Source organism: Vibrio algarum (assembly GCF_028204155.1).
GTDB lineage: Bacteria > Pseudomonadota > Gammaproteobacteria > Enterobacterales > Vibrionaceae > Vibrio > Vibrio algarum.
Map to the genome: position 1 here is coordinate 331,118 of NZ_JAQLOI010000003.1, position 26,842 is coordinate 357,959.

The 26,842-nt window shown below is 41.5% G+C and carries 25 protein-coding genes, 2 pseudogenes and 1 riboswitch; of the genes and pseudogenes, 2 read left to right on the plus strand and 25 right to left on the minus strand.

Translation table 11 applies throughout. From position 1 onward, the window contains the following. Window positions 1-15: 15 nt before the first annotated feature. From PGX00_RS16870 to PGX00_RS16995, 25 genes and pseudogenes are all read right to left on the minus strand, one after another. Window positions 16-576 carry a histidine phosphatase family protein gene (locus PGX00_RS16870; RefSeq protein ID WP_272138732.1) on the minus strand — a complete coding sequence of 187 codons (561 nt, stop codon included), beginning with the start codon at window positions 574-576 and terminating at the stop codon, window positions 16-18. Then, a complete protein-coding gene (locus tag PGX00_RS16875) occupies window positions 573-1,889 on the minus strand; it encodes a cobyrinate a,c-diamide synthase (RefSeq protein ID WP_272138734.1) in 1,317 nt (438 codons plus the stop codon). The genes PGX00_RS16870 and PGX00_RS16875 overlap by 4 nt, the downstream gene beginning before the upstream one ends. 5 nt (window positions 1,890-1,894) lie before the next feature. Next, the gene (locus PGX00_RS16880) at window positions 1,895-3,370 is read right to left on the minus strand and encodes a cobyric acid synthase (protein ID WP_272138736.1); all 1,476 of its coding nucleotides are present in this window, start codon (window positions 3,368-3,370) and stop codon (window positions 1,895-1,897) included. Window positions 3,371-3,403: 33 nt separating this feature from the next. Further along, entirely contained in the window at window positions 3,404-4,414 is a 1,011-nt protein-coding gene (locus PGX00_RS16885; RefSeq protein ID WP_272138737.1) for a nicotinate-nucleotide--dimethylbenzimidazole phosphoribosyltransferase family protein, read from the minus strand. An 8-nt stretch (window positions 4,415-4,422) separates the two neighbouring features. Continuing rightward, window positions 4,423-4,965 (minus strand): bifunctional adenosylcobinamide kinase/adenosylcobinamide-phosphate guanylyltransferase, encoded by a 543-nt coding sequence (cobU, locus tag PGX00_RS16890; protein WP_272138739.1) that lies wholly within the window; start codon window positions 4,963-4,965, stop codon window positions 4,423-4,425. Beyond that, complete coding sequence (gene cobD / locus PGX00_RS16895; protein WP_272138741.1) at window positions 4,962-6,005, minus strand: threonine-phosphate decarboxylase CobD; 1,044 nt, start codon at window positions 6,003-6,005, stop codon at window positions 4,962-4,964. The genes cobU and cobD overlap by 4 nt, the downstream gene beginning before the upstream one ends. A gap of 2 nt (window positions 6,006-6,007) precedes the next feature. Beyond that, the gene (cbiB, locus tag PGX00_RS16900) at window positions 6,008-6,973 is read right to left on the minus strand and encodes an adenosylcobinamide-phosphate synthase CbiB (protein WP_272138743.1); all 966 of its coding nucleotides are present in this window, start codon (window positions 6,971-6,973) and stop codon (window positions 6,008-6,010) included. Continuing rightward, the gene (gene cobA / locus PGX00_RS16905) at window positions 6,963-8,336 is read right to left on the minus strand and encodes a uroporphyrinogen-III C-methyltransferase (protein WP_272138745.1); all 1,374 of its coding nucleotides are present in this window, start codon (window positions 8,334-8,336) and stop codon (window positions 6,963-6,965) included. Before cobA ends, cbiB begins: the two co-directional genes overlap by 11 nt. After that, window positions 8,323-9,117, minus strand: a complete 795-nt coding sequence (gene cobM / locus PGX00_RS16910; RefSeq protein WP_272138747.1) for a precorrin-4 C(11)-methyltransferase — start codon at window positions 9,115-9,117, stop codon at window positions 8,323-8,325. Before cobM ends, cobA begins: the two co-directional genes overlap by 14 nt. Then, window positions 9,117-9,935, minus strand: a complete 819-nt coding sequence (gene cobJ / locus PGX00_RS16915) for a precorrin-3B C(17)-methyltransferase (protein ID WP_272138749.1) — start codon at window positions 9,933-9,935, stop codon at window positions 9,117-9,119. Before cobJ ends, cobM begins: the two co-directional genes overlap by 1 nt. Then, entirely contained in the window at window positions 9,928-11,619 is a 1,692-nt protein-coding gene (locus PGX00_RS16920; protein WP_272138752.1) for a cobalamin biosynthesis protein, read from the minus strand. The genes cobJ and PGX00_RS16920 overlap by 8 nt, the downstream gene beginning before the upstream one ends. A gap of 8 nt (window positions 11,620-11,627) precedes the next feature. Then, complete coding sequence (cobI, locus tag PGX00_RS16925; RefSeq protein ID WP_272138754.1) at window positions 11,628-12,392, minus strand: precorrin-2 C(20)-methyltransferase; 765 nt, start codon at window positions 12,390-12,392, stop codon at window positions 11,628-11,630. Next, a complete protein-coding gene (gene cbiE / locus PGX00_RS16930; protein WP_272138756.1) occupies window positions 12,392-13,633 on the minus strand; it encodes a precorrin-6y C5,15-methyltransferase (decarboxylating) subunit CbiE in 1,242 nt (413 codons plus the stop codon). The genes cobI and cbiE overlap by 1 nt, the downstream gene beginning before the upstream one ends. Window positions 13,634-13,638: 5 nt before the next feature. Further along, entirely contained in the window at window positions 13,639-14,427 is a 789-nt protein-coding gene (locus PGX00_RS22990) for a precorrin-8X methylmutase (protein WP_407702412.1), read from the minus strand. Next, window positions 14,425-15,428 (minus strand): annotated as a pseudogene (locus PGX00_RS22995) (cobalt-precorrin-5B (C(1))-methyltransferase); the annotation flags it as partial. The gene PGX00_RS22990 and the pseudogene PGX00_RS22995, both read right to left, overlap by 3 nt. A 168-nt stretch (window positions 15,429-15,596) precedes the next feature. Continuing rightward, window positions 15,597-16,304, minus strand: coding sequence for an ABC transporter substrate-binding protein (locus PGX00_RS16945; RefSeq protein ID WP_272138763.1), 708 nt, complete (start codon window positions 16,302-16,304; stop codon window positions 15,597-15,599). Between the two features lie 120 nt (window positions 16,305-16,424). Beyond that, complete coding sequence (locus PGX00_RS16950) at window positions 16,425-17,060, minus strand: ABC transporter ATP-binding protein (RefSeq protein WP_272138765.1); 636 nt, start codon at window positions 17,058-17,060, stop codon at window positions 16,425-16,427. After that, window positions 17,053-18,002: pseudogene (locus PGX00_RS23000) on the minus strand (FecCD family ABC transporter permease). The gene PGX00_RS16950 and the pseudogene PGX00_RS23000 overlap by 8 nt, the downstream one beginning before the upstream one ends. Further along, window positions 17,999-18,739 (minus strand): ABC transporter permease, encoded by a 741-nt coding sequence (locus tag PGX00_RS16965; RefSeq protein ID WP_272138771.1) that lies wholly within the window; start codon window positions 18,737-18,739, stop codon window positions 17,999-18,001. Before PGX00_RS16965 ends, PGX00_RS23000 begins: the two are co-directional and overlap by 4 nt. After that, entirely contained in the window at window positions 18,732-19,640 is a 909-nt protein-coding gene (locus tag PGX00_RS16970; RefSeq protein ID WP_272138773.1) for an ABC transporter ATP-binding protein, read from the minus strand. Before PGX00_RS16970 ends, PGX00_RS16965 begins: the two co-directional genes overlap by 8 nt. A gap of 26 nt (window positions 19,641-19,666) precedes the next feature. Then, window positions 19,667-20,671: a sirohydrochlorin cobaltochelatase gene (locus PGX00_RS16975; protein ID WP_272138775.1), complete on the minus strand. Its 1,005-nt coding sequence runs from the start codon at window positions 20,669-20,671 to the stop codon at window positions 19,667-19,669. A 117-nt stretch (window positions 20,672-20,788) separates the two neighbouring features. Continuing rightward, window positions 20,789-20,975, minus strand: a riboswitch (cobalamin riboswitch). Window positions 20,976-21,039: 64 nt separating this feature from the next. Then, window positions 21,040-22,188, minus strand: coding sequence for a lactaldehyde reductase (gene fucO / locus PGX00_RS16980; RefSeq protein WP_272138777.1), 1,149 nt, complete (start codon window positions 22,186-22,188; stop codon window positions 21,040-21,042). Window positions 22,189-22,340: 152 nt separating this feature from the next. Beyond that, window positions 22,341-23,102 carry an adenosylcobinamide-GDP ribazoletransferase gene (locus PGX00_RS16985; protein WP_272138779.1) on the minus strand — a complete coding sequence of 254 codons (762 nt, stop codon included), beginning with the start codon at window positions 23,100-23,102 and terminating at the stop codon, window positions 22,341-22,343. Between the two features lie 166 nt (window positions 23,103-23,268). After that, the gene (locus tag PGX00_RS16990) at window positions 23,269-24,174 is read right to left on the minus strand and encodes a PocR ligand-binding domain-containing protein (protein ID WP_272138781.1); all 906 of its coding nucleotides are present in this window, start codon (window positions 24,172-24,174) and stop codon (window positions 23,269-23,271) included. A 137-nt stretch (window positions 24,175-24,311) separates the two neighbouring features. Then, window positions 24,312-25,154: an MIP/aquaporin family protein gene (locus tag PGX00_RS16995; protein ID WP_272138783.1), complete on the minus strand. Its 843-nt coding sequence runs from the start codon at window positions 25,152-25,154 to the stop codon at window positions 24,312-24,314. A 599-nt stretch (window positions 25,155-25,753) separates the two neighbouring features. Between PGX00_RS16995 and pduA the strand changes: the two genes are divergently transcribed. Both pduA and pduB read left to right on the plus strand, forming a co-directional pair. Then, complete coding sequence (gene pduA / locus PGX00_RS17000; RefSeq protein WP_272138785.1) at window positions 25,754-26,035, plus strand: propanediol utilization microcompartment protein PduA; 282 nt, start codon at window positions 25,754-25,756, stop codon at window positions 26,033-26,035. Then, a complete protein-coding gene (gene pduB / locus PGX00_RS17005; RefSeq protein ID WP_272138787.1) occupies window positions 26,035-26,841 on the plus strand; it encodes a propanediol utilization microcompartment protein PduB in 807 nt (268 codons plus the stop codon). The genes pduA and pduB overlap by 1 nt, the downstream gene beginning before the upstream one ends. The last annotated feature ends 1 nt before the right edge of the window (window position 26,842 follow it).

Here is a 26,842-nt window from a genome sequence, read left to right on the forward strand (position 1 = left end):
TTTCGTTCCCTTTCGCTATTGTAGAAGGGGGCAATTGATGATGGTCATGCCTGCATTTGTGTTTATACCTTGACCACAATGCCAAGATGGGATTCCTTTCATCACATTTAAAAAAGCTCTTAACCACTCTCCGTGGCTGACGATTACCATGTCAGAATCGCTACTAATGTCCACTCTGTCTGATACAAAATCTAAAATCCGATCTTCAAATCGCGCCTCCGATTCAACACCAAAAATCGTGGTAATTTTCCTAACGTATCGTTGATGATAAGCATTCCAGTGGTTTCGAAGACTAAGATCTTGGTCAATTATTTTGCCTTCTAGTTGACCAAATCTCCTTTCACGTAAACGGTCATCTGCCACTACATATGTGCTTAAACGTTTCGCTATAATTGCGGCGCTGTTGTACGCTCTCCCCAAGTCACTGCTAAACACCTGTGGATTATTAAGATCAGGGATAGGTATGCAATTTAGTTGCTCGATACCGCTATTCGTTAACGCACTGTCCTGCCAGCCTTGAATTCTTTTCTGCAAATTCCACTCGGTTTGACCATGGCGAATTAACAGCAGTTTCACAGTTCACCTCGAAAAATCTTAGCCACAAGTTCTGGATTAGAAGGAAAATACCAATGAATATAGGAAGCCACTACCTGACCTTTTTGCCAAACTGGATCTAATATGCGTCCACGCTGAGAAATAGGGTAACAAAGTATTTGTTCATGAGAGTCTGTTTTTGAATAGTGAAAAGTATGACCACGCAAGGTTTCATTTGGCGTCAATTCTCCCTCCACTAACCCTAAAGCCGCTAATTTTGATTGCATGTGAGAATTCGCATTCAATATCGAGGCTAATGGTACTTTTTGATTGTTTAAACCGGTTAAGCTGTTATTCAGATATAACATCCCACCGCATTCAGCAAGAATTGGCTTACCATCACTAACGTGTTTGACGACTTGTTCTTTAAGGCGATAGTGCTCAGACAACACATCCAAATATAATTCAGGATAACCACCTGGAAAATAAATCGCATCACATGGCGGTAAAGGCTGTTTTTCTATTGGCGAGAAATATTCAATGTGTGCGCCCATCTCAACCAATAAGTCCAAATTAGCTTGATAAATAAAACTAAACGCTTTATCCCTAGCAACGGCAATCACCCTTCCGTCCAACATGCGTGATTGTGGCTTTATTTGCTTAAGCGTAAATTCTACTTCTGTAGGAAGGGCTAACCTACTGTGCTGGGCAACTAATGAGGCCGCTAGATTCAATTTTGTATCTAAATCCTCTAACTCCTGAGCTTGAACTAAACCTAAGTGGCGTTCTGGTATTGTAAGACCACTATCTTTAGGGAAATAACCAAAAAACGTCAGGTTTTCTGGCAATGCTTCACTTAACATTTCAGCATGCGTTGCTGAGCCCACTCGATTCGCAAAAACGCCGTACATCTCTATTTCTTGCCTAAAGTTTGCTAATCCATAGGCTATCGCTCCAAAAGTCTGTGCCATTGAACCTGCATCAATCACGGCAAGTATCGGGATACCCAATGTTTCGGCGATATCCGCAGTAGAGCAGACACCATCAAACATTCCCATCACCCCTTCAATCAATATAAGGTCAGCTTCTTGTGCTGCCTCTGCGACCATTTGCTTACAATGCTCTTCACCACACATCCAAAAATCTAACTGGTAGACCGGATGACCAGAAGCAAAAGATAGAAAATGAGGGTCAATAAAGTCTGGGCCAGTTTTAAAGACACGTACCTTTAAACCTTGATTCGAAAAATGTCTTGCTATTGCAGCGACAACTGTGGTTTTTCCACTTCCAGAGCTAGGAGCCGCTACAACTAGTGCAGGACATCTGACTGTCGTGGATTGTGATTTTTCGTCCATTGTTATTATTTCTCCCAGATATCGAGATCTGGCCACAATTGCTTGAGATCGAGATATTCTTCAATAGCATCAGCGACTCGATTAATACCATCTTCACGCATCTGGGCAAAATCCACTCCGTTGGTTTTCGTCAAACCTGCCCAATGAAGGATCGTACCGGTTGCCTCTGGAGCTTCAAAAATACCATGTAGATAGGTACCAAACACTTGGTTCTCCCATCCAATGGCACCATCTTTTCTATCACTAAGTTCTATTGGAGCATCGCGGGTTATTCCGCTAGTCTCACCAGCATGAATTTCATAACCAAACACTTCAACACTCTGTTGATTAGGCAGTGTTAATGTTCCTTTACTGCGTTTAAGCTGTTTTTGCTGCTTAAGTTCTGTCGTTAATGGAAGATATCCCAACCCTTTACTTTCACCGACTTTTCCTTCAATACCAAGCGGATCTGAGATAAGTTCGCCCAACATTTGATAACCACCACAAATGCCCATTAGCTTGCCTCCAAAACGGACGTGACGAGCTATTTGAGTATCCCAGCCTTGCTCTCGAATAAAGGCTAAATCCGATCGAACACTCTTAGAGCCCGGTAAGATAATCAGATCTGCCGTTGGGAGGGGTTGATTTTTTCCAACAAAAACCAGATCGACATTAGGATGCATTCTAAGGGGGTCAAAATCCGTATGGTTACTGGTCCGTTGTAAAATTGGCACAACAACTTTAAGGCTTGGTTCATCGTTACAAAGCTGATTAATATTAATCGCATCTTCTGCTTCAAGCATTAATCCATGAAGATAAGGCAGAACGCCGATTACCGGTTTTCCTGTTTTTTCTTCCAACCATTCCAGCCCGTTTTCAAGCAGCGTGACATCCCCCCTAAAGCGATTGATAACAAAGCCTACCACTCGATTCTGTTCCGACGGGCTAAGCAGTGCCAACGTTCCATACAAATGTGCAAAGACACCACCTCTATCGATATCCGCCACAATAATCACCGGAATATCCGCTTCTTCAGCAAACCCCATATTAGCAATGTCACGATCTCTAAGATTAATTTCGGCTGGGCTACCTGCTCCTTCTATCATCACTGACTGATAATGACTTTGTAACCGTTCAAAAGACTCAATCACATACTTCATCACTTTAGGTTTGAAGTTATGGTATGTTTTGGCGTCCATATCTGTCAGAGCCTTTCCATGGATAATAACTTGAGCACCCACATCCGTATTTGGTTTTAGTAATACAGGATTCATATCTATCGTCGGTTCTATGTTACATGCATACGCTTGAACCGCTTGTGCACGACCAATCTCACCGCCATCTATCGTGACAGCGCTATTAAGCGCCATATTTTGTGGTTTAAATGGAGCGACATTAATGCCTTTTCTAGCGAGAACACGACATAACCCTGCAACAAGAACGCTTTTACCTGCATCGGATGTCGTTCCTTGAACCATTAGTGCTTTAGAACATGCTTGCATAATATTCCTCATTAAATTCGTTGAGGTGAAAACTTAAAACCAAGGAGTAACCGCATCATCTAAGCTTGCGATCAAAGTACTGTTAGGAATACCTAACTGCTCGGCAAGATCTAAGCAGCCACCAAGCCCACACCCTTCGACGACATAACCTCGCTCATACATACGAACCGCTTCAAATTTAGAGTGATAGAATTCGATATTAGGTGTGCGCAGTTCACAATGATTTGGTAAAGCCTTGGCCGCAATTTTTGCGTCCCTCGATTCCATAACCCATCGGGTTGTCGCCACGGAAATATTCGCTACATTGATATTTTCTGCCATTGCGACAATAGGCGCAAAAATCATCGCACCACCAGCAAAGTTGAGCTCAGAAACACCACTATTAAGTAACGTGCAACAAGCCCTCTGGACCGGATCCGAATAACTGAGGTTACTTGTATAGGAACTCGCTTTTTTTGCTAAAGATGCTGTCATTTCCGTCAGCTCTGCCAATACTCTATTTTTCATGGCTAATTTATCTTTGTCTTTCGTGCTGCCTGCGAAAGAAAGTTCACTGTCTATCCAACGTTGCAACCAAAGAGTCGCAAACGTTGTCCCCCCAATACCAGACTCAGCCAATAGATGTTTCTCACCGGCTTGATGTTGACGTTGAAGTTCGGGAATAAGCACTTTGTTGACAAGTTCAGACTCTTCACCCAATTTGCAATAGTGAGTCACAACATCATCTAACTTACTGTCACTAAAATCCGGTTTAGATTCGAGCCCAAGTTGATAACAATGCAGGCGAATTTTATATCCTTGCGCTTGCAAAGCGCGAAAAACTCCGTGAACAAGAATCGCAGGGGTTACCGACCCATTGCCTAACGCTGGAGATGGAAAACTCTGCCCATTAAGTAAGGTATTCGCTTTGCCACACACGATGAGTTCGGTATCTCTTGTGGGATGAAGTTGCATCAATCCTTCTCCAGCACCTGCATCGCTAATTAAGTGAAGGTTAGGAATTGGAGCAACAGAATTAAGCGTTATAAAATTTAGCCAGCACATGATGTCCTCTATTTCTTTTGATGATCTTTGAGTGTCATTGGAAGTCCTGCCACCACGAGGGTTACTTTTGTTGCTCGAGTCGCAATAGCTTGATGTAACCAACCCGCTTCATCTACAAAACGACGACTCATATTTCCCATAGGCACGATGCCCGAGCCCACCTCATTGGTCACTAGAATGACTTGACCAGGGAGCTGCTCCAATGTTTGTAATAACTGAGATTTAAAATCAGTCCACGAGATACGAGACTCCGAAAAAAGACAGTTACTCAACCACAGGGTCATACAATCCACTAAGATACAATTATCTGGTTTGCTGTTTGACTTCAGCTCTCGCACTAGGTGTAAAGGTTCTTCAATCACTTTCCATTCTTTTGGTCTTTGGGCTTGATGCATCTGCACTCTCTTTGCCATTTCATCATCAAGAACCTCGGAAGTGGCAATATAAATAACAGACTTTCCTGAGCTTTTAGCGACCTGTTCCGCGTAGCTACTTTTACCCGAACGTGCGCCGCCCAACACCAGTTCAATCTTGTTTATTCTGTTGCTCATAACGGCTCCATATCTTGATTGATTGCCACTAGCGCACTTTCCAGTTTGTCCCATTGAAATACATTCGCTGGCAACCCAAATCTCACTGCATTATTTTCATCACAAAGCCGCGTAAAGACCTGATTTTGGCAAAGCTTATCGTGCAAATATGGGGCATTCTCCACATAGACAGTGGTAAACAGGGCTGTACCTTCAAAATCAGAAGTTAAATAGTGACTCAACAGCGTCTTTAATCTACTCGACGCTTTCTCTATTTTTTTAGATGCTTTGTTTTGCCATTCATGATCAACGAGGGCATGCTTTACTACCCAACGACTTGGGCCAGTAACGGTCCAAGGTCCTAGTCGCTCTGCCACGTTATTTTTTAAGGGTTCAGTAGCAAAAAGAAAACCCACTCTTGCTCCCGCCAAGCCAAAAAACTTGCCTATGGAACGTAAAACGATTAAGTTTTTTAGATCATTGATCACCGAAAGTAGGCTTTTTTCAGGATGGATATCGATGAAGGCTTCATCCACAATCAAAATGCCATTTTTTTGAGCTAGCTCGTGGTGTATTGTTAATAAATAGTCAACATCACATTGATATCCCGTTGGGTTATTGGGATTAATGATCACGACTACATCACATTGCTTTATCTGCTCAGAAGAAAGCCTATCGTCATACCAAATAACTTCCCACGCATCAATTTCGCTACCAGACCGATTTTTACACCACGCATGTTGGTGTTCTTTGTAGCCGACTTTTGGCAATGCTACGACACCGGTTCTACCACCACGAAATTGCTTCACAGTATCAGGTAAAAGCATAATTGCCGCTTGAGAACCAGCAACCGCTAGTGGCTCTTCCGGTGACTGATAGTAGTTTTTTGCCGCGACTTCTAATCCATCATTTTCCTGAGGCAATTGGTTCCAAACTGAAATTGGTAAGTCACTGACCGGATAAGTGTAAGGACTGACACCAGTAGATAAATCTACCCATTGGTCAATTTCCCCACCGTAGCGCCTCGCTATTTGAAGCAAATCTCCACCATGTTTTATCATCGCTAAACCCCCGCTATTGCGGTTACAATTAAGACATAACTCAAAGCAAAACTTCCTCTGCTAATAAGTTGATTCGCCTTAGGTATTACATGCCATGTTGCGAGCTCTCCGCATCCCATCGGTTTCTTATCGTGTAAAACACCGTGGTAATAAGTTGGTCCGCCTATAATGACATTCAATGCCCCTGCCCCAGCGGTCATAACAACTCCCCCATTAGGGCTGCTGCACTGTTTAGCTTGAGTTCGCCAACACGTTGTCGCTTTATTAAAGTGCCCTTGAAATGCATAAATAGTGGCGGTGAGCCTGGCGGGGAACCAACCTAAAATGTCATCGGTTTTGGCAGTGAAACGACCAAAGTTAAGATATTGCTCAGTTTTATATCCCCACATCGCATCTAACGTATTAGCTAAGCGAAATAACACAGCCCCGGGAGCACCTAAAACGATGAACCAAAAGATGGGAGCAAACACCGCGTCATTGCCATTTTCCAGCACTGATTCAATCGTGGAAGAAGTGATATTTTGCTCACTCATGTCTTCAGTATTACGACTGACTATCAAAGAAACCTGAGAACGAGCCGCTGTGATATCTTTTGCCTGCAATGGTTTATATATATTATCTGCGTGCTCTATGAGGCTTCGCCCACCTAATGTTAGGTAGACAAGAACCGTACTGAGCACCATATATAAAACCAATGATAGTTGCGCAGCTTGCACCAACAAGGCAACTGTCGTTGCCGTGACCGGTATAACCGCCATTACCCACGCGGCAATCCCTTGCTGCCTTACAGTAAGGTAGTTCAGTTTTCTGGCGCTGATTTCTATTTTTGAAACCAACCATCCAAACCCGACTAAAGGATGAAATTTTGTGGGTTCACCGAGTAATCTATCCATCCAGAGCGCAAAAAGTAATATCAGCGCACTGAGAAACATAGAGTGTCCGATAGCAAGTTCTGTATTAAGCAACATGCGAGCGCTCGTAGGATTGGCTCAACTCAGAATCATCAATAAAGTCAGGAATATCATTCTCATTTAAAATGTAGTTATTCATTAACGCCCAAGTTCTTGCTTGATCATTAAGAGGCACTATTTGAGTCTTTTGCAAAAGGTCAGGATTTTGCTGAATAAGTGATTGAGCAATAAGCACATCATCAACTAATAACCAATCTATGTTGGGTAGTGCGTAAGCGAGTGGTTGTTTTTTATAACGACCGACCAAATATGTATGTTCAACAATAGCAAGGCTTCTCGCTTCATCGACCGTCAATTTGAGCGACTTGTCTGAAATATTGGCGCAGTTAATACCTATCTTACGCAAAGCCCTACGAACTGCACTGCTTTGACTGCCCATTGGCATTGCAAACTGTCTTATATCAAAGCGATACTTTTCAATCGCCTGTCGCCAAAGAGTGAACGAAGTAAAGTCCAAAAACGATAATTCGCTTTGGCTCGCTAAAAAATGTAGATCCTCTTCCTCTAACAAAGAATCTGTTGGTAGTTGAGCGATTTCAATCACTTCTCCACCTTGTTCTTTCAATAATTTAGATTCTGAATATTGGCCACATACCAAAAAACTCACTCCTGTGAAGGGTAATAAACTACGCCAATCTAATTCGCTGCTTTGAGAAACCACATCGCCAATAATGGTTAACGCAGGCCCAGTAAGCTCATTGTTTTCAATTTTTTCACCTATGGTTGCAAGTGTTGCTATCAGGCAAGTATGATCAGCACGTGTAGCGGAACTGATTAACGCGATAGGCGTATTGGGATCTCGCCCATTATTCATTAAATTTACTGCATGCTGTGCGAGCTTTTTCGCCCCCATATATAAAACCAATGTACCTCCAGCACGCCCAAGTTCTCCCCAAGAGGCAATCGTTTTAGAATGCTCATGCCCACTGACAAACGTCACACTGGACGCAATACCACCACTGGTTAATGGAAAACCAGAATAAGAAGCGGCACCTAATGCGGCCGTGATTCCAGGTACAATTTCGTAAGCTATGCCATGTTGTTTAAGATCTCGGCATTCCTCTGTAGTCCGACCAAATATGCAGGGATCTCCTGACTTTAATCGCGCAACAGTTTTACCCGCTAATGCGAACTCCATCACGTCTGGGTGCATATCATAGGTAATATGCCCACCCTGATAACCACGATATCCAACCTGATGGAGCTGAACATTACTTGGAATCATTGCAAGAATTGCAGGGGCAACAAGCTTGTCATAACAGACGACGTCACAATCACTAAGCAACTGTTTGGCACGACAGGTAAGCAAACCTGGATCGCCCGGCCCAGCACCAATTAAATAGACTTTACCTTTGTTCATTACTAATCTCCTTTTCTAACTCAACAACTTTTGCTTTTCGACATGCGTGAGAGAACGTCGGGTCGTACAATTTTGAATCAACAAAATCATCAATCGCAAATACCTTGCTTACAATGATCATGGCGGTAGAGCGAATATTGGCTTCGTGCATTTTGTCTGCAATATCAGCAAGAGTACCGCGAAGTATTCTTTGCTCAGGATGAGACGCTTTTTCTACCACCGCGACTGGCCAGTTCTGGGGATAGACATCACTCAATTCACGTACTACTTTTCTTATCAATGTCGCACTTAAAAACAGACACAATGTTGCTTCATGTTTGGCTAACGATTTTAAGTTTTCTTTGTCCGGTACCGGAGTACGACCAGAGGCACGGCTTAGGATGATGGTTTGGCACTCTTCAGGTAGTGTTAGCTCTTGACCAAGTGCTGCCGCTGATGCTTGAAACGAAGAAACACCTGGAATGACCTTCCAATCTATGCCTAATTTGTTTAGTCGACGAGTCTGTTCAGCCAATGATGAATAGATAGATAAATCACCCGTTTGAACACGAGCCACATCCTGCCCATTTTCAAAAGCATCTGTATAAACTTTGGTAATTTCATCAAGGTCCATATCCGCGGAGTTATGTACCTGTGCATCGGGATGCGCGCGCTGTATGACCGCTTTAGGTACCAAGCTGCCTGCATAGAGAATTACCGGGCAACGCTCAACGAGTTTGGCACCTTTAACCGTTATTAGGTCTGGGTCACCGGGACCTGCGCCAATAAAAAAGACTGTCATTATTCCACCTCATTTACTTTATGATTTTTAATCAATGAACGTCCTGGAATTTGACCTTCTCGTGTCTCTCCATCGTCCAACGTATATTTGTTTTTGTATCCTCGCGGGGTCACTATCCAATTATCGAAACGATAACTGCTGTTGTTCCCGACGATAACGGCCGCATTCATACCAAAATCCAAATTAGTAAATGACTCTAGCGTCGATAACTGGACCGACTGCTCTTCACGATAAGCGGCATTGACCACTGCAACCGGCGTTTCTGGGTCGCGATATTTGAGTAAAATTTGTTGGGCTTCTAAGATATGATTTTGACGTTTCTTAGAGCGCGGGTTATAAAACGTCACAGCAAAATCTGCCATCGCTGCCGCTTCAATGCGTTTAGTAATGACCTGCCAAGGTGTCAATAAATCAGAGAGCGAAATAGTACAACTATCGTGCCCTAATGGCGCCCCGACCAAAGAAGCACATGCATTAGCAGCCGTAATCCCAGGAATTGTCTCTACTTCTATCTGTATAGATTGAGTAGAAAGTAGCTCGAAAATAAGCGGGGCCATAGCATACATTCCGGCGTCCCCAGAGCACACCAACGCTACATTTTTACCTTCCTGAACATGTTGAATGGCTGAATCAGCTCTTTGCCACTCTTTTGTCATACCTGTTCTCACCAACGCTTGTTGGTCAATAAGTGTCGACACCATCTTCACGTAGGGGCCGTAACCCACAACAACGTCAGCACTTTTTACAACCTGTTGTGCTTTGACGGACATTAAATCTAGACTGCCGGGACCTAACCCGACCAATGATAATTTAGCCACAATGTGTCTCCTTGGCAGGGCTTTCTACAGCCGCAAAATATTTTTGTTCAACAACATGCTCAACAGGACGACGTTCAGCCAGAGCCGCGAACAGTTCACGCCACTGATTCTCTGAAAAATCCTCTACGTTTCTGAGCCATTGCGCATTATTGACTAAAGAGGCTTCTGAATTTTCATCCTTAAAAGGACGCTCATAAATCACTAAGGTAGAACGGTTCCGGCAGGAACCCACACACATGGTTCGGCTAATTTTGATCCTGCGGTCACCGGTAGATAAGCCCATGTTTTTAACTAGACCTCTTAAGTCATGAGCAAGATTTTTACTGCCAGCTTTCGCACAGCGTTTGCCCTCACACAAAAGAATATGATGGCGATGAAAAAGCATTGGCCGTTCAAGATCCACATGTTTTGGTTTGCACTCAAAACCTTTTGCTACTTCATTACCGTAGGCGTTTACTTTCTCTTTAATAGAATGTGGGTTTTCATCACCATGACGACCTTCTCCACCATGTTTCACTTGCCCATGCCAGTTCTTTCTCTTTTGCTGAACTAAAGATTCACTGAACTCACGTCGACAACAGGCAATAGTCATGTTGAAACCATCTTGTTTAAATGCCCACTTAGCTACTACTAATTGATTGGTTTTACTAAGCTTTAACGCAGCCGCTTCCGCAACAGAATTGCTTCCCGTCACTTTTTTAACGTAATCAGATGGATTTTCTATACCAGCAATGTCATCAAGTTCTTCCGCGGCGAAAGTAACGAAGGGCCACTGTTTTAGTTGGGACAATTCCAACAAGCCATCTTCATCGGCTTTTAGGTCGATACTCGCTAGAGAATGTACCGAGTCTAAGGACAAATTGAACCTTGCACTGAACGCCCGTATTCCTGCCTTCAGAGTCGACAATGGTGTATTTCGATCACATCCAATCCCTAAAATTAGGGACTTAGGACGCCAAAGCACTAATTTGTTTTGCCATTCGTTTTTTAGCCGTTCTTTACCATCATCTCGTTCGGTATTATTGATATCTTTGAGTCTGTCACTGATTAAAACAGCCCCGCGGTATTTAGCGCTGTCTATACCATCTAATTGATGACTACAGAGAATATTAGCGGGCATACGTTTGTCGTACTTCCACCAGTTTTTCTCTCCGCTTTCTTGAACAATAATGATAGGTTCATCGTTTACTACGGCAGCGGAAACTGGCGTAATTGCAGACTCAGAAAGAGGATCTAGGTACCACCCAAATGGAGCACCGAGCATATCCACAGAAACACTCTCTGATACATCTGACGCTGTGGTTATTACAGGTGTCGCTTTAACAATATGAGCAACGCGCACGGTCAGATCATTTGCCCCTCCACGATGACCAGACAACATTGAAATCGCAAAATTTGCTTGTTCATCTACGCAGACTACCGCCGGATCTTCTTTCTTATCTTTTATTAGTGGGCTTATCATCCGCGTAACAATACCCGTTGCACAGATAAAGATATGCCCATCATATTGGCTAAATTTTTCAGCCACAAAGTGCGAAAGGGGCAGTGTCAGGCGTTGTGCGTCTTTTGAATCAAATTTCGCTGCGTCCGAAACATACAGGTCAGCAAAAGGCAGCGATTTAATAAGGCGCTTGCCTTGCTTCGCTCCATTAACCGTAATCGCGTAAATAGCTAGCTTCATCATTGTCCTACTTACGCAGCATTAGAAGTGCCGCGAAGCACTCCTTTGCGAGAGCGGATTGAGATCTGTACCATGGAGAAATAACGATGTTCCTCTGGCACATCCTCTAGCTTAGTATATATTTCTTCACGGTCAGTACTGGCATGAGAGACATACGTTGCAGTATCTTCCAACCCTAGTTGTTTCAACTTTTCAGAGAGTTGCTCAATCATTCGACCTGCTTTAATCAACATAATAGTGTCGAACTCTTTTACTAAGTTTTCCAAGCAATCAATGCCATATGTCGCGGGCACAACGCAAAAACGTTCTTTACCATCAGCCAAAGGAATTTTAGTTGCAGCGGGTACTGCAGTTATAGAGGTAACTCCCGGGACAATAACGGGAACAACTTGCGGAGCTATTTCTGCCAATTCTTCTTGGATGTAAGCCCATGTACTAAATACTGATGGATCTCCTTCAGTAACAAATGCCACTGACTTTCCCTGCTTTAAGCGGTCAAGAATGGTTTCAGCAGCTGTACGCCATGCTGGTACATTTTTCGAGGCATCGCGAGTCATGGGAAAATGCAGAAAACAACGTTCCGCACTAATTTGCTCTTCTTGTATTGCTCCAGTGACAATTTCCCAAGCAAAAGAATCAGCTTGGCCCTTAGTTTTTTCTGGAATGGCTAATACGTCGACTTCCTGTATCAGGCGAACAGCTTTAAGCGTTAGTAGTTCGCTGTCGCCCGTACCGATACCAACGGAATATAGCTGACCTAGTTGGTTAGCACTCATTATAAATTCTCCTGCAAAGTTTTGGTGACCGAAAATAGATGAATTGGGTTTTCAGCCTGATAGCGTTGATAGTGAGCAAGAGGCTGAGTTTGTGAAATATTGATAATTTGAACTGACAAAGTGAGGTCATTTTCTTTCGCCCATAAATACACTTCCGTTACGGTATCTATGGTTACTGCACTCACAACCAGACGGCCATTGGGGTTTAGACGATGCCATGCACATGACAGGATTGAGTCCATCTCGCCTCTCGTGCCGCCAACAAAGATGGCATCTGGATTTGGTAAAGACTTCAAGCACTGCGGTGCCTTTTCACAAATAAGCGCAACATTATCTGTAGCATGAACTTGTTTATTGCTTTTTATTACGTGAAAACAAGGTTCATTACACTCCACGGCGAAAACTTGACCTTTCCATGCAAGTTTGCCTGCCTCGATAGCCACTGAACCAGAACCAGAACCGATATCCCATACTGTTGCTTCAGGTTGAATACTTAAACTAGTGACCACTAAGTTTCTCACCGCTTGTTTGGTAATAAGGCCATTTTTAGGCATGCGCTTCTCATAACTTTCATCGTTTGAAAATTGACCTTGTCCCCCCCACCTTAAATTTGAACCACGCTGGGCGACCAAAATATTGAGCGACGAAAATTCAATGCTACTATTGGCGAGTTCTTCAACGCTAAAAGACGTTATATTCTCGTCGTTGGACCCAAGATTTTCACAAACAACCAGTTTCCAATGTGTTTCATTAAATGCAGTTAAATGCTGAGCAATCACTTGTGGGGTATGTACATGATCGGTTAACAGAGCAAAGAGATCCCCCTGTTGAAGCTGACAAGATAGGCCATTTAAAATTCGAGCGTGACATGAATAAAACCGAGCATCGTTCCAAGGTAACCCTAAACGAGAAAAGGCCAATTGTGGGGAACTGACGGAAGGGATAAAACGCACCTGTTCAATACCAATTTTTTTAACTAAACTATTCCCAATGCCGTAAAAAAGTGGGTCTCCTGACGCCAGTACTACAACGCCGCCCTCTTCGCTCTCTTCGATGACAAAATTAAGCCAACGAGAAAACCCCTGAGCCATATTGATAAACTCACCCTTGTATTGAGGAAACCAAGTTAAGTGTCTTGGATGCCCAGCAACAATTCTAGCGCTTGATACAGCACTGACGGCACGACTTGATAGACTCAAGCACCCGTCTTCTGGAACACCAACCACGGTAATACTGACCATAATATCTAACCTGCCTGATACAAAAGGGCGTGGATGGTGGAGACAACAATTGGACTACCACCTTTTCGACCGATACTGGCAATATAAGACACCTTGTTTTGCTCTATTAAAGCCTCTTTCGACTCGACAGCTTTTACAAATCCGACAGGAATTCCAATAATAAGCGCCGGTTTTATCTCTCCGGCTTCAACCATTCTCAGTATTTCAAATAATGCTGTAGGCGCATTGCCCACACCAATAATTGCCCCATTGAGAAGCCCCATATCTCGGGCTTTTCTCATCGCCCATATCGCTCGTGTGTCACCCCATTCTTTAGCGCTGGCAATCACATCTGGATCGCTGATGAAGCAATGAGCTTCGTTGTTGTAAACCGACAATCTTTGAGCACTGAGACCACTGGTTATCATTGTGACATCACTGATAATCGGGCAACCATTTTTTAGCGCTTCAATGCCTCGAACCACTGCCTTTTCACTAAAACGGAACAAATTCGCAAACTCAAAATCACCTGTCGTATGGATAGCCCGTCTGACCACTGGCCATTCGAAATCATCAAATTGATGTTCAGGATGAAACTGCTTTATCTCGCTATCAATAATGCCAAATGAACCGTTTTCAATGGCTTGTCCCTGACGGGTCATCTGCTGCATTTTGTCCATAGTTAATCCACCTTTTTGACCCTCAGAGTCGGTTGTTATTTCATTTTTACAATCGTATTTAGCCAATAAACAACCATCGAAATCGACGAGTAATACGTCAATTTCTAATGGTTCATCACAATGATTTTTTGACATACTTTGTTTGTAGCTATTCTGATTGGAAACGTAATTTTTAGCGTGCTTACCCGCTTCTTCGCAAAGACGGGTCAAATATTTTTGAGCGCTGTTGCCTCGCACCAAATCAAGCACGTGTCGCCCTGTATTTGCTTGACGGATAGCCTCACATAAAGAGTCACTTAAGCCTTCCTGAGCCGCTAGCTGACTTAGGTAGTTAAAATCAATCTCATGCCCAGAGACATGGGTCATCATTTTGCCAGACAGTAGTTTTCCTAACTTTCCGATCATTACCGTCATAGATACTTTTTTTATGCAATAACGCCTAGAGGCTCGCAAGCCGATACCCATAAAATCACCAGCTTGAATAAAAGAGATGCTGTCTAAATCAGGAAACAGTTGCATCGCGAATTTTTCAGAACGACTGCCAGTTGTAAGAACAACGTGCTCAACGTTATTAGCGCTTGCAATTTGAATCGATTGTCGAACTGAAGCAGCAAATGCTGATGTTGAATACGGCTTAACAGTACCTCTCGTGCCCAATATAGAAATGCCTCCAATAAGCCCAAGCCGTTCGCTAATGGTTTCTTTTGCGACCTCTTCACCTCTTGGGACCGAAATTGTCAGTTCAATTCCCTTATTGCAGCTGATTTGCATATCATGTTGTGCCAGCTCTAACGCAACCATAGCGAGTATATTTTTTCTAGGCACTGGATTAATGGCTGGTTCACCGACTGCCAATTCCAGCCCTGGAAGTGTTACTTGCGCGACACCTTTCCCCCCTTCAACTCAACGCCGATTTGCGATGACCATTTAGCCGTACATTGAATTTCTATCCCATGAGTACAATCCGGGTCATCTCCCGCATCCTTAATGACTCCTGCTGTTACAGAGCTTATTTTTTCTTGGGCTAATTCTTCTGAATAACTTGTCGCTTCTAACCGTGAGAGAGAGAAATTAGCCTGCTCTTTATTCGGCAGCGTTATCTCAATGTCCTTAAACGGATTTGGGCAAAGAAGCATCCTCACAGCAGCACGTGCAGCAGCGGCAGCACAAGCTCCCGTTGTATATCCTCCACGTAAATCATTTCTGCTTTTAGATCGTTTTAACTTGCCCACACTTTTTACTCTCTCTTCTATGTGATTCGTATTTGTTGTAACGTGCAATATCTTCGAGTCGCTCGTTGATTATTACTGGCTAAATAATTGATTGAGCTCTAACGCCAACCTAAATGTTTTAGTGTTTGCTCGCGAAAACTCCAGCTGATCAACCTGCACTACACGCCCATTCAACATTGTAAAGTTGGGTCTATCTGACGGTGGTGTTGGGTTTTTATTCATAGGACCAACCTGATAAAGGTAATAGTCAGGGTCTTCTATCAACACGCTTTCGACATTGAATTTCAATAATTTACGATCAGCAGGCGCAATGAGTTTTCCACCCGCAACGCGAATAATGTCATTTACAATGTTGCCACGACCGGCAATGATGTACGGACTTTCGGTAATTTCGTAAACCACACTTGGCACTTCTGTTACTGGTTGTAATTGTTCACTTATCCGCGTCAATTTTTGAACAAGTTGCTGTGCTTGCGCTTCCTTTTCTAGTAAAACGCCAAATCGATCTATCTCGATTAGAATTTCCGCTAAATTAGATGGGTCATATCGAATGACATCGGCTCCCACTTTTGCGGCAAGATGGTCTGAGAAAAACCGATCAGAGCTCACCACAATCAGGTCTGGTTCTAAGCCCTTAATCAACTCAATATTTGGTTTGATATGAGACCCAATCTTCACCGCCTCAGGAAAATCTTCATTACTCCGCGTTACACCCACAACTTGATCTCGAGCACCAAGCTTAATGACGATATCGCCAACGGCTGGTGCCAGTAGGACCATTCTTTCGTATCCGTGTGAACTAGGGACAGAAACTAAAGCTATGAGTATCAATAGAAACCGAAACATCATATACCTCCGCAAGTAGTGGGCTGGTCACTTCGTCTCGAGTCACGTCGAAGATCAGGTTGCCGTTTTTAAAAAGAGAAATCGATCGAAATATTGATAAGCTAAATTCACGTCGTGTACTGACGAGATAACGGTTTGAGGAAGCTGCCTCAAGTGTTCAAAAATTTGTAGAGTATGCCGAATATCTAAACTGGAGTTCGGCTCATCCAAATAAATTATCGGCGCTTCTTGATTCAGAACTCGGGCAATCATTACACGACGCTTTTCACCACCAGACAAATCGGAAAAGCTACGCTGAGCATATTGGTCTATGTCCAATAACTGCATCAAATTCAAACTTTTGTCTCTATCAGACTGATTAAAGTCCACACCGGTCAGTTTTGCGAATCGACCTAACAACACCACCTCGCAGACACGGAAAGGAAATGAGATATCAGAAAACTGCGGCAACACCGAAAACAAATGTGCTCTCTTGGAGTGGCTAATTTTTTCCAATCTTTCGTTTTGATAAAAAATGGACTTCGCATTCGCTTCAATTAACCCAGCCATCAAGTTGATCAACGTGCTTTTGCCACAACCGTTCTCACCCATCAACGCCACCTTTTCTCCTGAACGAATGTTTAGAGATTCGATAGTGAGTGCAAAATCTGCTCGTTGATAATTAAGGTTCTTAATTTGAATATCAGCCATTCCAGAAATGATCTCTACGTCGTTTTAAAAGATAGAAGAAGAAAACACCGCCGAATATCGCTGTTAAGATACCCACAGGTAACTCTGCTCCGCCTGGAATAATTACTCTTGATAAGGTGTCTGAAGACATCAATAGGAAGGCTCCAAACAGACTGGAATAGAACATGTTGTTTTTCATATCGCTGCCAAACAAGCTACGTGAAATATGCGGAACAATAAGCCCTACAAAACCAATGATGCCTGAAAAGCTAACGGCGACAGAAACCAACAAAGTGGACAATACAAACACAATAGTCCTAAGTTGATTTACGTTAATACCTAGGCTCTGCGCTGAATGTTCATCTAAAGCGAGAACATTCAATTTCATAGAATTTCTATGTAAATAAGTGAACACAGCGCCAAATAATGCAACGCATGCCGTTACTCTTTCCCAACTGACCATGAAAATCCCCCCATAAGCCAATAAACAATGGAGTTCAATGAATCTTCAAAGTAATACTTAGAAAAGCTAATGATTGCAGAGGCGATGATATTCATCACAACGCCTGCCAATATCATAGTAATAGGATTAATTCGGCCAGCGGTTAACGACATACGGTAAACCATCAATAACCCAGTTATTCCAGTCGCAAAAGCGAACACTGAGATAAATTGCACTGGCACACCTAATGCGATGGCTAATACTGCACCCAATGCTGAAGAAGACGCAGCACCAGTAGTAAAACTATCTGCCAAAGGATTTTTAAGCGTCAGTTGATAAACACTTCCGCTAAGTCCTAACATCGCGCCAATAATGGCGGAAAAAAGAACTCGAGGCATTCTCAGCTCAGTCAATATATTGCTTTCGATTGTCGACATGTGAAAAGGATTGATCCAATGCGGTCCTATCAACATAGAAACAGAACTTGCTAGAATAAATATGGCGGATAACCACAACTTCATGCTTCAACCCTCTTCACAATATGATTTGCGATAAACCACAAGGCGATATTTAGCAAAAGCAAAATAATCAACGAAGTAAAACTAAACGTACTCGACGACAACATTGAGGAACGAATAAGTTCTGCGCTATAAGTAAGCGGTGAAAAAGCAGCAAGTATTTGAATAATCATTGGCATTTGATCAACCGGGAAGAATGTCCCAGAGAGAAACATCATTGGCGTAATAATAAACGCATTCATTGAGGCTTGATCCCGATGATTTTTCATCTTAAGGGCAACGATTAACCCAATAAGTGCAAAGGCCATGAGGTGTAAAAATAAACTCAACATAAACAGTACTGAAAACGTTAAGTCGATGTCAGATACCACACAATAAACAGAGACCATAAAGACCGGAATCAATCCTTTGGTCATGCCATAAAACACTTCCCCAACAATAATTTGCCAACGCTGACTCGGTGCCAATAAATACTCTTCAAATATCTTTAAGTAAAAACGACTAATATTGATTTCAGAAGCAATATTGTAGCTATAGTTCATACTCGACATGGCTAATAAGCCTGGTAGTAAGAAAGTAAGGTAATCAACACCATCTACTACGGTTTCTTTGCCTACACCGTAGCCAAATGCCATTAAATATAAAAAGGGAGGAACTGCAGACGCCATTAAAACTCGTACAATTTTCTTCCTGAGAATCATTATTTCTCTGTAATAAACACCAATAACACCACTAAACATAGCTATTCAACCTTGTGCCAGTGATATGTACAAAGACATCTTCTAATGTTGTCTCTCTGATGCTTACAGGAATATTGCCAAGCTTCATTAACCGTGCCTGCGCGCGCTCCCGATCAGCGAAAAACTCCTGTTCTAACTCCTCTTTTTCGATGTCCAGGACGAAACGGCCAATATGTTTTTTGAGCCCTTGAGAAGTACCCTCTACGATAATTTTACCTTGGTCGATAAAAATCACTCTATCTGACAGTTTTTCAGCTTCTTCGATATAGTGAGTGGTCAAAAAAATGGTGCATTCACGCTCGCGGTTAATTTTGGTAAGAAAAGACAACATTTTCCGCCGAGCTAATGGGTCAAGACCAACTGTTGGTTCATCTAAAAACAAGATTTTCGGGTTGTGCATCAATGCTCTTACAATAACCAACTTCCTTTTCATACCCCCGGACAATTTGCCCGCAGGTCTGTCCTTATGCTCAGTTAAGCCGGCAAACTCCAAGCTATCTACAATCGCTTGATTCAACTGCTTGCCTCTCATTTTATATAACAGACCATGTACATAGAGGTTTTCAGCTAGGCTTAGTTCTTTATCAAGATTGTTGTGTTGAGGTACAACGCCAATCATTTTCTTTAAACTAATTTGGCCGGGATCGTAATTCTTGCCTTGATAGGAAATCTGCCCTGAAGTTGGGGATATCAAGCCGGTTAACATCTTAATGATGGTGGTTTTTCCCGCGCCATTTGGCCCAAGAAAAGCGCAAATCTCTCCCTGACGAATAGAGAAATTGACATCGTCTACTGCGATGCTTTTATCAAACCGTCGAGTAAGGGATTTCACGTCGATGAGACTCTTGTTAATGCGTACATCACTTTCAAGGTCAACCTCATCAGAAATTCGCATGTTCATCTCAGCCACCATTTTTCTCTCAACCACTAATTCAAAAAGATGCCAGCATCGTTTGCGGCATCCTTCAAATGATTAAGGTAGATAATTTGAATTGCTTTTTTGCTACCTAAGCCTTCTAGGACTGCAATAACTTTGATGTTGGCGTTAGAAAGCATGACTTTCCAAGAATCATTTTCATCTCCCGCCATATCATTGGTTGCATGGTCACCTGCAACGACCATTAAAGGTTTTAACGTTACGCTATCGACACCATCTTGCTTCATTTTATTCAGAATAAAGTCAAAGTTAGGATGCCCTTCAACTAGGCCAACATAACTTTTTACTTCTGGATACATGTTGTTAAGTAACTGGTCCAATTCATAGTAAAGACCGGTAGAAAGATGGTCATTACCATGTCCCATATAGACAAGCGCGGTACCGTTTTTCTTTGCAAGCTTGATATCTTCTTGTAATGACTCGGCAAGCCTCTCTAAATCAAACCGATATTCATACTTGTTTCCCCATGTGCCCATAAGAGGCCGGCCCAATGCAATATTGCTGAATGGACGCCACTTCTCTTTTAAAGTTTCTATCGAAGCAAGTGCGCTTACATAATTTTGAAGATCTATATATTCTTCACCGTGTGACAATAGAGTCGTTTGCACAACGATATCTTTGTACCCTTCGTTCTGCAGATCCGCTAACGTGCCAAGTACGTTTTTTACATCATAAAAATCTTCAGGAATTTCGGAGTGCTGTTTTCGGTATTCCATATCATTTTTTCGGGAGTGCCATTTTTTACGGATAATATTAGAAGTAAAGGCAAACCTAACAGGCGTATTGGGGTAGGCTTCTTCGACGGTCTGTTTTATGGCTAATAATGAAACAACAGCCGTGTCGTAGGTAGTGCCAAATGCGGCTAAAACAATAGCGGACTTTTGCTGTTTACTATCAGCACTAGATACCGTAGAAGAGAAACAAATTAATACCGTGAGGAATAACAAAGTCGTATATTTAGCGACTATTTCTGTTAAACATTTTGAAAACTTCATATTCTATTTCCATCTATTTTTTCGATTATATAATCGAGATTGCAAAATATTGGCAATAGAGAGGTGAGTACCAGTTATTTTAGTAATAACTAAATATGCCGAGACACCCGCTCGCATGCAGTTGTATTCCGATAGGCAGGTATCCTGGCTTATGGGTCTATGCTGAATAGCTCCTTCCCAGATTGCTCCAGTGGTTAATTGCTATTAGCTCGCCAATTACAGTTGCGGGTACAGCCCAAGCTTTGACTTGGTTCCCTTTTAAAGAGTGAATTAGTTAACTCTTACCTATTGGAATATATAAATTTTTTATTTAAAAATGATATTTTTTATAACATCTGTTTGCGCCTACCCTTATAGGCTCACAACAGTTAAAGTGCTTGCTTATATAAAGCCATAACTTCTTCTGGGCTTGGTTGCCTTGGGTTCCCTGGAAGACAAGGATCTTGCATCGCTTTATCAATCCAACCATCAAAATCTCTTTCGGTCACACCCAGTTCAGAAAATCCGCTAGGAATACCAACGCGAACCGATAAATTACAAATCAGCTCGATCGCTAGATCTGCAGCTTGTTTATCATTTAAGTCAAAGGTATTACCGCTCATTGCTTCAGCAACTGCACGGAAAGGCTCAGGGCCTGTTTCCGCGTTAAATTTACTCACAACGGGTAATAGAATTGCATTACAAACACCATGAGGTAAGTTATGTGTCGCACCAGGTTGATGGGCCATAGAATGCACCAACCCTAAGCCTGCGCTATTGAATGCCATTCCTGCTAGAAATTGCGCACAAGCTAAGTTATCACGTGCTTCTATATCACTACCGTTATCAACAGCAACTGGCAGCCATTTGGAAATCAATCTAATAGCCTCAAGAGCCGTAGGTTTAGTCAAGGTATGCGCACCTGGTGTTACGTAGGCTTCAATAGCATGAGTTAGAGCATCCATGCCTGTTGCTGCGGTAACATTCGCAGGTAGTCCCGTCATCAAGGTTGGATCATTGACGGCAATATCAGGAATTTGTTTTCCATCAATTATGACCATTTTCACTTTGTTTTCTTCATCAGTAATGACAGAGTTTGACGTCATTTCTGCTGCGGTACCTGCAGTCGTATTGATAGCGATAAAAAAAGCACCGGGGTTAGTTACTTTACCTACACCATTAAATTCACAAATATCACCCTCATTGGAAGCTACAACTCGTATGGCTTTTGCACAATCTACTGGGCTACCGCCACCTACTGCAATGAAACAGTCACACTCTTCTGCTTGGAATTTTTTTAGTCCATTACGTACCAAGGTAACAGTAGGGTTTGGTGTAACTTCATCATATATAACGTATTCAATAGAATAAGACGTTAGCTCTTGAGTTAACTTATCTAATAAACCTAGCTTAATTAAATTTTTATCAGTGACTATCAGTACTTTCTTAATCGGTTGTTGATTTAAAACAGCAACCGCATCTTCAATAGCGCCTACCCCGGCAAAACTTAACTTTGGTAAATTCAATGCGAATGACATATTATTCCCTTTGTAATTTCAGTATAAATATTAATAATTCTTGCATGAGGAAATAGTATTATTTTGCGTATCTTAATTCTGAGCTGTAATTAAAATTATTATTAAAAGCACAATTTTTTATCATAAGTAGACAATTTTTTACCATCAAAAAACTAACTACCAACCACCACATAGAAAGTGATATAACACAGTATTTCCGTAATAGATTGAACGATATTAATAGCATAAGTCACTTTAATGAAAGCATGTTTATCCATTAATAAAAAGAAGACTCTACTTACAAAAAAAGAGACTAGCAATAACAAAAAAGACAGCTTAGAATTTGAAATAAGACACGAAACCGCCAATACAATAAACATCAATACAATTATATCATCTTGTCGCTCACTGCTTATACTTACCCCTTTCACCCATTCCTTCTTTTGATCAGAATAGCTGTATTTATAGATAATACTAAATACCATTGAGTAACTTAAAAAATGACCTATAACCATTGCATGAGGTACGCTATTAACCCTTAACAACACCATATACTTGATTAAAAACAGCACCATTAATACTGTGAACATCACAGCTTGTCTTTTAGCCTGTGTTCTTAACTTCATCTTTTTATTGGAAATTATTAAATTACTTTTTGGTATAAACCCACTCCCTTGATAGAGTCGAGCACCAACAAAACTAATAATCAAGGCGAGATAAATTGCATAGTAATCAGACAGGTAATACCCTATAAAAAGATACATCAATGCTGCGAACGCACCAATTAGTAAACCAGCGACACCACTATATTTATATGATTCGATTACTTCATTCTTACTTTTCGGAATAGAACGGGGAATAGGTAGGCGTGTAAAAATGGATAGAGATAAAAGTAAAACCTGCCATTCCTTGAGCATCCGAGAAAAAATGGTCATATTTTTTCCCTCATACCAAAATATGTTTATTTATTTAAACTTATACCATCAGTATTAAATGGTACATTCTCACCATAGTAAAATGATATTACACGATGGAATTAATTCATGAACACAGATCTACAATCTGTTGGACAATAAAACCTAAATAATCAAAGAATTTAAATCAACCATCCTCATCTGAAATAGAGCTCCTAAAATCTTGTGGCGTCATGCCATATGAATTTCTAAATACTTTACAAAAATAACTAGAACATGAATACCCTAGATTATGGGCAATTCTAGAAATAGACCAGTCACTGTATTGCAACATTTTTTTCGCGCCCTGGAGCCTCTGTTGATTTACATAGGTATTAAATCCAACCCCAATTTCTTTTTTAAATAACTTACTAAAATAATGTGTGCTTAAAAAAACATGATCGGCTACATCTTCCAATCGAATATCTTCGAAATAATGCGACTCTATATATTTTACTGCCTTTTTGATTTTTCCATCATATGAATGGGCACTTTCTCTACTATGAAAAAGACTTTTAATATCGTATTTATCATTGATAACCACAAAATCCATATGTTTTTTAATTGAATCATCTACCAATGTTTTAAGCAAATCCGCAGCTGCAAACAATTTTCCATAATCGACTTCTTTGATTTTTTCATAATCTTCAACCAGTTCTGCGTTTTGCATCCACTTTTTATCTACTGGTTGAATATCATCTAACCCAACGGCATTTTTTACTCGGGCCTGACCGCAAAGTACAAAACCGACGAGGTGGCCATTAATTTCTAACGGTATTGAAAAATCGATTAGCCCTGCATGGCAACGATAAACACACGGTTTATGCTCTTTTGATGCTTCTAAGCCACCGCATCGATCACTGTTTTTACAGCGAGCGTACAAATCTGGATGCTGTCTAATTCGCAAACAAAAATCCGTAAAATTAATACTTTCTGAAACCTCCCGACCTTCAATATCAACTAGAACGACTGCTAATCCAGTTGAATTAGCAAAATCTTCTAGAATTTTATTAATGCCTTGCGACTCTAAAAAATTGTCCGGTTTCGTGTTCATTCCCTACCTCCTCTGTAATACAACCCTTTAAAAAGTCCGCTTTGTCTTCCAATGACAAAAATGGATGCGTTATCTGTAATGTAAAACAGCGCAACCATTTCTTAATAATTGTATAACAAAAGCAATGTTACATACTGTTATACGTTCTCTGTTTTCAAACTCTTGGCTGCGCTTTTTGTTTCTAATATCTGGGCTGCTTTTTCTGCTTCCAGACTTCTGGTGATGAAGTATCGATACCCCGCACCACCAATTATTGCCCCTACAACCGGTGCAACAATAGGAATAATAAAGTAAGGGATCTCTTTACCTCCGGTAAAGCTTATTTCTCCCCATCCCGCAACAAATGCAAATAACTTCGGACCGAAATCCCTTGCTGGGTTCATCGCGAAACCCGTAAGAGGACCCGTTGCTGCGCCAATAACTGCAACGAGTAGACCAATAAGTAGTGGTGCTAATGGTCCTTTTGGTACCCCGTTACCATCATCGGTCAAAGCAAAAATTAGCCCCATAAGCGTCGCGGTAATAACAACCTCAATGATAGCTGCACGCCATAATGGTATTGCTGCGTTCGAATAAGTAGAAAAAATACTCGCTAAGTACAAGCTATCTTCACTACCACGTACCATATTATTAGTTTGTTCATACAATACGAATAAATCAGCATAGAGAAAGTAACAAACAGCAACACCGAAAAATGCACCTGCCGTTTGTGAAGCTATATAAGGCAATACTTTGCGTCTTTCAAAATTGCCAAAAAGCCACAGACCAATTGTTACTGCAGGATTTAAATGCGCTCCAGAAATACCGGCAGCTAAATAAACCGCTAACGAAATGCCCATTCCCCAAACGATACATATTTCCCACAACCCAAATTGTGCACCCGCCACTTTTATAGCAGACAGGCATGCTGCGCCAAAAAACAAGAACAGCCCTGTAGCAAAGAACTCCGCTATACACTGCCCTCTCAATGAATCTTTCATAGTTATCCCTTAACCTTTTTGTTTCATCAAATTATTGTGTGTTAATCACGATTTTTTCGTGTGTTTATATTTAAGAAAAAATATAAACACTCAAAACATCTCGCATTATTTTTCTAGGCTGATGTTAGCGGTTAAATATTAATTTCGATGGTAATTAATTGCTATTCACGTGTCAAATTGTAGGAACACAATACGTTATTGATATAATTATTATGCTGTTAAACGTTTACATAAATACATATAAACCTTTTATTTCAGTTGGTTACAGTTTTTATATGAAATGGTATTTTTTTGTCTTTTCTATTTTGTAAAAATGCAATACAGGTCATACTATTTGCAATAATTTAACCTATATCTCAAATTATAAAGTTCAATTTAGCTATTTATTCTTATTGCTACAATCCTATCATACGCCCGTCATATATGACCGCAAACCAATAAATGACAATTTTTTATCGTACTCACACCACAAATAACTCTGATTAAAACAATTAATAGACAATTTTTTACCAATAATTCGGTATAGATTTGATTCCGTTTTCAAAGCTCGTTAATTAATTTTTTAGCACACAAAGAATCACTAAATAGTAGAGGTTATTATGCAACAAGAAGCATTAGGTATGGTAGAAACAAAAGGGCTAACAGCCGCAATTGAAGCTGCTGACACAATGGTTAAATCAGCAAATGTAGATTTAGTTGGTTACGAAAAGATTGGCTCTGGTTTAGTTACAGTTATTGTCCGTGGTGACGTAGGCGCAGTGAAAGCAGCGACAGATGCAGGCGCTTCTGCTGGTGCGAACGTAGGTGAGATTGTTGCAACACACGTAATTCCTCGTCCTCACACTGACGTAGAAAAAATTCTTCCAAAAGGGCTTGAGTAATGGATAGGAACCTGGTCGACGAAGTCATGACTCAGGTTATGGCAAAAGTTAATGATCAAGGGAATCAAACTCCGGATCAACAAAATATTGAACGAGGCGGGAAAATGACACAGAAAACCTGTGGTTTAACAGAATTTGTAGGTACTGCAATCGGCGACACTATCGGACTTGTGATTGCTAATGTAGATACTGAAGTATTAGACGCAATGAAGTTAGAGAAGAAATATCGCTCTATCGGCATTATGGGTGCACGCGTAGGTGCTGGCCCTCACATCATGGCAGCAGACGAAGCGGTTAAGAGTACCAATACCGAAGTCATTACTATCGAGCTTCCACGTGATACGAAAGGCGGAGCTGGTCACGGATCTCTTATCGTCTTTGGTGGCGATGATGTTTCTGATGTAAGACGAGCAGTAGAAGTCGCTCTAAAAGAATTAGACCGAACTTTCGGTGATGTATACGCAAACGATGCTGGCCATATAGAACTTCAATACAGCGCTAGAGCAAGTTATGCACTAGAAAAAGCATTCGGTACTCCACTAGGTAAAGCATGTGGCGTTATTGTCGGTGCGCCTGCCGCAGTTGGCGTTCTAATGGCTGATACAGCTGTGAAAGCCGCAAATGTTGAGACGGTTGCCTATAGCACACCCGCTAACGGAACTAGCTTTAGTAATGAAGCTATTCTAGTTATCTCTGGCGATTCTGGCGCAGTGCGTCAAGCCGTCATTTCAGCACGTGAAGTTGGAAAAACCCTGCTATCAGCAATGGGTGACGAGCCAACCAATACTCGTCCTTCTTATATCTAAT